This window comes from Mesorhizobium sp. M5C.F.Ca.IN.020.32.2.1 (assembly GCF_004023105.1).
In the GTDB taxonomy this organism is placed as follows: Bacteria; Pseudomonadota; Alphaproteobacteria; order Rhizobiales; family Rhizobiaceae; genus Mesorhizobium; species Mesorhizobium wenxiniae.
Map to the genome: position 1 here is coordinate 1 of NZ_RZSX01000263.1, position 7,279 is coordinate 7,279.

The following is a 7,279-nucleotide window of genomic DNA, read 5'->3' on the forward strand; positions in this document are numbered from 1 at the left end:
ATCTGGTGCTGACATCGTCGATCGCAGCGCTGCCTTTGACGCGACGGATCGTCGAGCATGCCTACAGAGCCGGCGCCGGCCTGGTGACGCCCATTTTCAATGACGACGAGATGACGCTGGCGCGCTTCCGCTACGGGGCCGATGCCGGCTTCGACCACGCCGCCGGCTGGCTCTATGAGGGGATGGCGAAGGCCTTCGCCAACAATGCGGCGCGGCTTGCCGTGCGCGGCGAGGACCCCTCGCTGCTGTCGGCACAGGATCCGGCCAAAGTAGCGCGTGCCAACAAGGCGAATTCCATCGCCTACCAGCCGGCGCTGGAAAAGATCACCGGCTTCGACATCAACTGGAACATCGTCGCCTATCCCGACCTGGCCTGGGCCAAGCAGGTGTTTCCGGGCGATACCGACGACGTCGCCGTGGCAAAACTCGCCGACGCGATCTTTGCCGCCTCGCGGGTGGATGTGGAGGATCCGATCGGCAACTGGACGGCGCACAATGCGGCTCTTCGCAGCCGCACCGAATGGCTGAACGGCCATAATTTCCACGCGCTACATTTTACTGGGCCGGGAACTGATCTCACCGTCGGGCTCGCGGACGGCCATGAATGGATGGGCGGCGCTTCGACCGCCAGGAACGGTATCACCTGCAATCCCAACATTCCGACCGAGGAGGTTTTCACCACGCCGCATGCAAGGCGCGTCGAGGGGCATGTCTCCTCGACCAAGCCGTTGTCTTACCAGGGCACGCTGATCGACGAGATCTCGGTGCGCTTCGAGGAAGGCAAGATCGTCGAGGCAAAGGCTTCGAAGGGCGAGGACGTGCTTAAGAAGGTGCTCGACACCGACGAGGGTGCGCGCCGTCTCGGCGAGGTCGCGCTGGTGCCGCATTCCTCACCGATCTCGAAGAGCGGCCTGCTGTTCTTCAACACGCTGTTCGACGAGAACGCCGCCTGCCACATCGCGCTCGGCCAGTGCTATTCGAAGTGCTTCGTCGACGGCCCCTCGCTCAGCCAGGAGGAGATCGGGACGCGTGGCGGCAACAAGAGCTTCATCCATATCGACTGGATGATCGGTTCGGACAGGATCGACATCGACGGCGTCGGCAAGGGCGGCAGCCGCGTGCCGGTTATGCGTAAGGGCGAGTGGGCGTAAGGAGCCGCCAACTAACCGTCACGGCGATCAACCCCGGAGTTGGCAATGAAACTCGATATCAAGGTCAAGCGCATCTACGAGCCGCCCTCGCCTGGCGATGGCCAGCGGGTGCTCATAGACCGCATATGGCCGCGCGGCGTCCGCAAAGAAGACGCCGCGCTGACGCTATGGCTGAAGACCGTCGCGCCAAGCGATGAATTGCGCAAATGGTTCGGCCACGAGCCGACGCGCTGGATGGAATTCCAGCAGCGATATCGCGGCGAGCTCGATAGGAACAGCGACGCGGTCGGCCAATTGCGCGCCCTCCTCGACAATGGCCGGGTGACGCTGCTCTACGGCGCCCAGGACGACATGCATAACAACGCAGTGGCCTTGGCTGACTATCTCCGCCTAAAGGGCTGAGGCAGCGCGCACGCTGCCGGGTCACATCGACGCCTTATCGCTGATCTCCTCAGGCGACACGCAGTTCCGTGGCCGCATCGAAGAGGTGCACTTTGCCCGGCAGTACCGAAAGATTTATCGCGGCGCCGGCGTTGCGGCGCTCGTCACGCGGCACCACGGCGACAGCGTCATATCCCGCCACGCGCAAATGGATCTGAACATCCGCGCCGGTCGTTTCGGACAGCACGACCTCGCCCTTGATCTCACCCGCATCCGAAATGCCGAGATCGTGCGGCCGGACGCCCATGATGACCTTTTGGCCTGGCTTCGCCTTGATCTCCGGTGAGAGGCCGATCGACACGCCTTCGGCGACGAAGCGAGGACTGCCGCCCGCGGTCTCGACAGCGCCAGCGATGAAATTCATCGACGGCGAGCCGATGAAATCAGCGACATATTTCGAGTTCGGGCGCTCATAGACCTCGTCGGGCGTGCCGATCTGCATGATCCTGCCGGCGTGCATCAGCACGATCTTGTCAGCCATCGTCATCGCCTCGATCTGGTCATGGGTGACGTAGATCGTGGTCGTGCCGAGACGATTGTGGAGTTGGCGGATTTCGACGCGCATATGCGTGCGCAGCTTCGCGTCGAGATTGGAGAGCGGTTCGTCGAAAAGGAAGACGGCGGCATTCCGCACCATGGCGCGGCCCATGGCGACGCGCTGGCGCTGGCCACCCGACAGTTCCTTGGGATAGCGCCCGAGATAGGGCGTGAGATTCAGGATTTCCGCCGCCCATTCGACCTTCTTCCTGATCTCCGCCTTTGGCACTTTCGCCACTTCGAGACTGAAGCCGATATTGTCGAACACCTTCATTGTCGGATAAAGCGCGTAGTTCTGGAACACCATCGCGATATCGCGATCGCGTGGGTGAACGTCATTGACCCGCCTGTCGCCGATCAACAGATCGCCGTCGGTCACGCTCTCGAGCCCTGCTGTCATGCGCAGAAGCGTGGTCTTTCCGCAGCCCGACGGCCCAAGAAGCACGACGAATTCGCGGTCGGCAATGCCGAAGGAGACGTCCTTCATCACCTCGATATGCCCGAAATTCTTGGCGATGTTCCTATATTCTACGGTAGCCATTCGCTCTCTCCAGAAGCCCTGATTCGGGTCGTCAGTATTTCTGCCTTGTCGGCGTGATGACGATTTCCTGCACGAGGGCGTTCTGCGGCATCTGGTAGGTGTGCAGCATAAGGTCAGCCACGTGCTCGGGCCCGATCCCGCCACCGATCTTGAGCTTGTTGGCCTTGTAGTTGGCGAGCGTCTGCGGATCGAGGACACCGCTCAGAACTTCGGTTTCGATCACCCCGGGCGAAAGCACGACCACGCGGACGTCATAGTCGGAAAGATAGTCGCGCAGCGACTCCGACACGGCGTGAACGAAGAATTTCGTCCCGCAGTAAACCGTATGGTCCGGATAGACCTTCCGGCCAGCGATCGAACTCATCATGAACAGCGTTCCATGACGGCGCGCCATCATGCCCGCCATCACGGCGTGGACCGAATTCAGCACGCCCTTCGTGTTGATGTCGATCATCTCGTCCCATTCCTCGGGCGGCTGGCGGCCTATATCGGCAAGACGCGCGATGCCGGCATTGGCAAAGAGCATGTCGACCGGTCCGTATTCGGCTTCCGCCTCCTTCACGGCGGCCGCAATTGCGGCGCGGTCCCGGACATCAACCTGCCGGGCCATACTGTCAGGCAGGTTCAGCGCCTCCATGCGCTCCAGACGGCGGGCCATCATGAGAACAGGATGGCCGGCGCGCGAAAACACCTTGGCGACCGCTTCGCCGATACCAGAACTGGCTCCTGTCACTGCTACGAGCTGTTTTCCAGCCATTGTTTTTCCTCATGGGAATTGTCGATACCCGGGGTGGCGGCCCAAGGCCGCCACCCCGGAACACTCAGCCCTTGGCGACGAGATCGTCGACCTGGGTTTTCAGGGCGTCGAGCGACTCCTTGGCCGAGCCCGACTGGCCGGCGAAGTATTTGCCCAGCGCAACCGGGATCATATCGCTCGAGAGTTCTGCCCACGCCGGCAGGTCGGGCTCGGATCCCATGTAGTTGGCGATGGTGTCGCGCACGACCGGCAAATGGCGGGTCGTGCCGGCGCCGACACGCGCATTGGCCAGCACGCGCGGATCATCATAGACGCTGGTGCGCGTTGGCCCCGTACCGCCGCCAAGAACGGTTATCAGCGCCTGGGTATCGGCTGAGGTCGCCCACTGCATGAAGATCCAGGCAGCGTCTGGGCTCTTCGAGTATTTCGACACCGCGAGCGAAGAACCGCCCTGGTGACCAACGCCTGGAATTTCGCCGAATCCGGTCTGTTCGACCGTGCGTAGCGTGGCGGCAGGTTTCGGTGGAACCATCGCTTCCATCAGACCGGAGACCTTGGAAGCCTTGGGATCGTCGAAGAACGGGAAGAATTCGCCCCAAGACAGCATCGAGGCGGCGACGCCCTGGCCGACCGACTGGCCCTCGCCATCCCATGTCCAGCCGTCGACGCCGGGCGGCATCGTCGCCTTGAGCTTGTCCCAGTAGGCCATGGCGGCCAAGCCAGCTTCGTCATTGCCGGTGAATTTGCCGTCGGGGCCGAAAATCGAACCGCCATGGCCCCAAAGCCACGCCGTCCAATCGCATTCGAGGCTGTAATGGCCCGATTTCATCTGGCCGCTGGTGCCGTACATGTTCGGGCCCTTGGCGTCGGTGATCGCCGCAGACGCCTTCAGCAAATCGTCCAGCGTGGCCGGAGGCGGCAGCTTGAGCTCGTCCCAGACGTCCTTGCGGTACTGCATGATGAAGATCGGGATGTCATAGGGCACGCCGACCATGCGGTCCTCGTACATGGCGATACCGTCGACGAGCGGCTTCAGGAAGTCGTCGATGTTGTAGTTCGGCATTGCCAGATCAGCGTTCTTGAGCTGCTCGCGCGGATCGAAGACGTCCTGGCTGAAGCTCGCCGCCCAGCTCTGGTCGATATAGTAGAGGTCGTAAGTGCCGAGGCTCGACGCCACGTCGAGCGTCAGCTTCTGCAGCACCTGCTCGAGCGGCAGAACTTCGATCTCGACCTTGATGCCGGTAGCCTCCTCGAAATACTGCTTGAGCTGCGTGGCGATGGCATTCGACGGCGGCGTCGATTCGGTGGCGAGACGAAGGGTCGTTCCGGCAAAGGGCTTGCCGACATCCGAGAGCCACTTGGTGATTTCGGCGCTGGGCTTCAGTTCCTGTTCCTGAGCCGATGCCTGGCTGATGCCGTAGAACGGACGTCGTCCCAGGCCCATGCCGAGCGCGCCGGCGCCGAGGCCGAGAATGCTTGCTGCGCGAAGAAACGAGCGCCGGTCCATCTGTCCGCGAACGAAGCGATCGGTGACAGAGGCAAGATGCGCCTTTCTGATGCTGTCTTTCATGGTCTACTCCTCCGGTTTAATTCGCGATTTTCACAAGGCTGCGAATTCGAGCCTCCCATCTATTGTTTCAACGATCCCATCGTGAGACCGCGCACGAGGTGCTTTTGAACCAATAGAATGAAGATGAAAGCGGGAATGATGGATGCGGCGCCAAGCGCGGCCATGTTGCCCCAAGCGGTGCCGATCGAGGTGACGAAGGTCGAGGAGACGACAGGCACGGTCTTGACAGACGTGGTGGTCAGGGTCAGCGCAAACAGGAATTCGGTCCAGCTGAAGATGAAGCAGAGGACCGCCGTGGCGGCGATGCCGCCCTTGGCCATCGGCAGCACGATCCGCCGGAAGATCATGAAGCGGCTGGCGCCATCGACAATGGCGCTCTCGTCGATCTCCGACGGAATGTCGTCGAAGAAGCTCTTCATCAGTAGGACGGCGAGCGGCAGGTTCATCAGCGCGTGGATCAGCACCATGCCGGTATAGGTGTCGATGAGACCGAAATTCTTGTAGATGAAGAACATCGGAACCGCGACCGCGACGGGTGGCATCATGCGCGTCGACAACACCCATCCGACAAAACTGTGCCGGCCGCGGAAGTTCATTCGCGATAGGGCATAGGCGGCAAGCGTGGCGATGGCGACGGCGAGCACGGTCGACAGCGTCGCGATCACGATCGAATCCCAGACGCGAGGCGCCATGTAGAAGTTGCCGCCGCCCGGCGTCACGGTGATGCCGCCGCTGCCCAGCGAAATCCCGAACACCTTCTGGAAATTGTCGAAGGTCGGCGTGAAGGCGATCAGTTTTGGCGGCCGGTTGAAGATGTCATTGCCGTGTTTGAACGCCACCGACGTCCAGTAGTAGATCGGAAAGAAGAAGACTGCGACCACAACCCAGGCGGCGATGGTGCGAAGCATGCGCGTTGAGAAGGAGCCGTTCATTTTACCATCCCACCTTGGCGATACGGATGAAGAGATTGGCAATGACCAGGATGATCACCAGAGTGACGAGACTGAGCGTGGCTCCATAGCCCCATTTTACGAAGCTGAACGTCTGCTGCCATGCATAGAGGGACAGCGAGTAGGTCGACGCTCCCGGCCCGCCGGACGTCATGACGAAGACATAATCGAAGACGCGGAAGAGATCGATGCCGCGGACCAGCACGGCGATCGCGATCACCTTCGACATCATCGGCAGGGTGATGCGCCGGAAAATCTGGAACGACGACGCGCCGTCGATCATTGCGGCCTCGTAAGGCTCCGGCGGCAGCGCCCTGAGACCGGCAAGGAAGATGAGGACCATGAACGGCGTCCACTGCCAGATTTCCGCGACGAGAACGCCGGCTAGCGCGGTCGACGCCGTGGCGAGGATAGGGTTGTTCGGATTGAGCAGGCCGATCGACTGCAGGAGGTAGCTGATCACCCCGAACTGCGGGTCCTCCATCAGCAGATACATCATGCCGACGATGGCCGGCGGGATGACAAGCGTCATTGTCAGGACGCCGCGCAAGAATCCGAAACCGAAGCCGTCGCTGTCGAGGAGCAGCGCGATCGCCATGCCGAGCACCAGTTCAAAGACCAGTGCGATGGCGAAATAGGTGAAGGTGATGACGAGCGACTGCCAGAACCGCGTGTCGTTCCAGAGCTGCACCCAGTTTTCCGTTCCGACGAATTCGAGCGCCCGTCGGCGCGGGACGAACTCATGGAAGCTCAGCCAGATGTTGTAGATCAGGGGGTAGACCGTGAAGACAAGCAGGATCGCCACCAGCGGCAGCAGCCAGGGCAGCGGGTGATCCGAAACGACGAAACGTCTGGCTTTGGCAACCCGCACGCGTTCCTCCCGAACCGCTTCGTTTTGCGATGCACAAATGTTCATATATTGTGCATTTGTTCAAATGCTATATTGTCGTCCTGTCTGTGGCAAGCACTTGTTGGCCGGCTACAGCGGCATTCGGATGGGTGCGCCACCAGCATCGGAGGACCCTCATGACGTCGATCGGTCTCCTGGCACGGGTAGCCCATCAGTATTTCGTGTTGGGCGAAACGCAGCAGGCCATCGCCGAGCGGCTGCAGATCAACCGCACCAAGATCCACAGGTTGCTGGCCGAGGCGAAGGAGCGCGGCATCGTCTCGATCCGCATCAACGCCGGGACGTCCCAGGCGCTCGAAATGGAAGAACAGCTCAGGCGGAAGTACCGGCTCGACATCTGCAGCGTCACACCGAACGATACCGGGTCGGAGCTCGGGCTCTCCGAAGTGATCGGCATCTATGCCGCGCAGACCGTCGAGACG

7 protein-coding genes and 1 pseudogene are annotated in these 7,279 nt (G+C 61.4%); 3 read left to right on the forward strand and 5 right to left on the reverse strand.

Annotation, left to right across the window (positions count from 1 at the left end; genetic code table 11):
• The coding region (locus tag EOA86_RS15160) for an aminopeptidase (protein WP_164891762.1) at positions 1 to 1,151 on the forward strand (1,151 nt) is incomplete at its 5' end.
• 45 nt (positions 1,152 to 1,196) lie between these two features.
• A complete protein-coding gene (locus EOA86_RS15165) occupies positions 1,197 to 1,553 on the forward strand; it encodes a DUF488 domain-containing protein (protein WP_128342372.1) in 357 nt (118 codons plus the stop codon).
• A 49-nt stretch (positions 1,554 to 1,602) separates the two neighbouring features.
• Here EOA86_RS15165 and ugpC read toward each other — a convergent pair whose 3' ends face one another.
• From ugpC to EOA86_RS15190, 5 genes are all read right to left on the reverse strand, one after another.
• Complete coding sequence (ugpC, locus tag EOA86_RS15170) at positions 1,603 to 2,670, reverse strand: sn-glycerol-3-phosphate ABC transporter ATP-binding protein UgpC (RefSeq protein ID WP_127209596.1); 1,068 nt, start codon at positions 2,668 to 2,670, stop codon at positions 1,603 to 1,605.
• A 31-nt stretch (positions 2,671 to 2,701) separates the two neighbouring features.
• Complete coding sequence (locus tag EOA86_RS15175; protein WP_065010114.1) at positions 2,702 to 3,427, reverse strand: SDR family oxidoreductase; 726 nt, start codon at positions 3,425 to 3,427, stop codon at positions 2,702 to 2,704.
• 64 nt (positions 3,428 to 3,491) lie between these two features.
• Positions 3,492 to 4,997: an extracellular solute-binding protein gene (locus EOA86_RS15180; protein ID WP_029355472.1), complete on the reverse strand. Its 1,506-nt coding sequence runs from the start codon at positions 4,995 to 4,997 to the stop codon at positions 3,492 to 3,494.
• Between the two features lie 59 nt (positions 4,998 to 5,056).
• The gene (locus EOA86_RS15185) at positions 5,057 to 5,929 is read right to left on the reverse strand and encodes a carbohydrate ABC transporter permease (protein ID WP_029355470.1); all 873 of its coding nucleotides are present in this window, start codon (positions 5,927 to 5,929) and stop codon (positions 5,057 to 5,059) included.
• A 1-nt stretch (position 5,930) separates the two neighbouring features.
• Positions 5,931 to 6,818 carry a sugar ABC transporter permease gene (locus EOA86_RS15190; protein WP_128342373.1) on the reverse strand — a complete coding sequence of 296 codons (888 nt, stop codon included), beginning with the start codon at positions 6,816 to 6,818 and terminating at the stop codon, positions 5,931 to 5,933.
• Positions 6,819 to 6,973: 155 nt separating this feature from the next.
• Between EOA86_RS15190 and EOA86_RS15195 the strand changes: the two are divergent.
• Positions 6,974 to 7,279 (forward strand): annotated as a pseudogene (locus tag EOA86_RS15195) (sugar-binding transcriptional regulator); the annotation flags it as partial.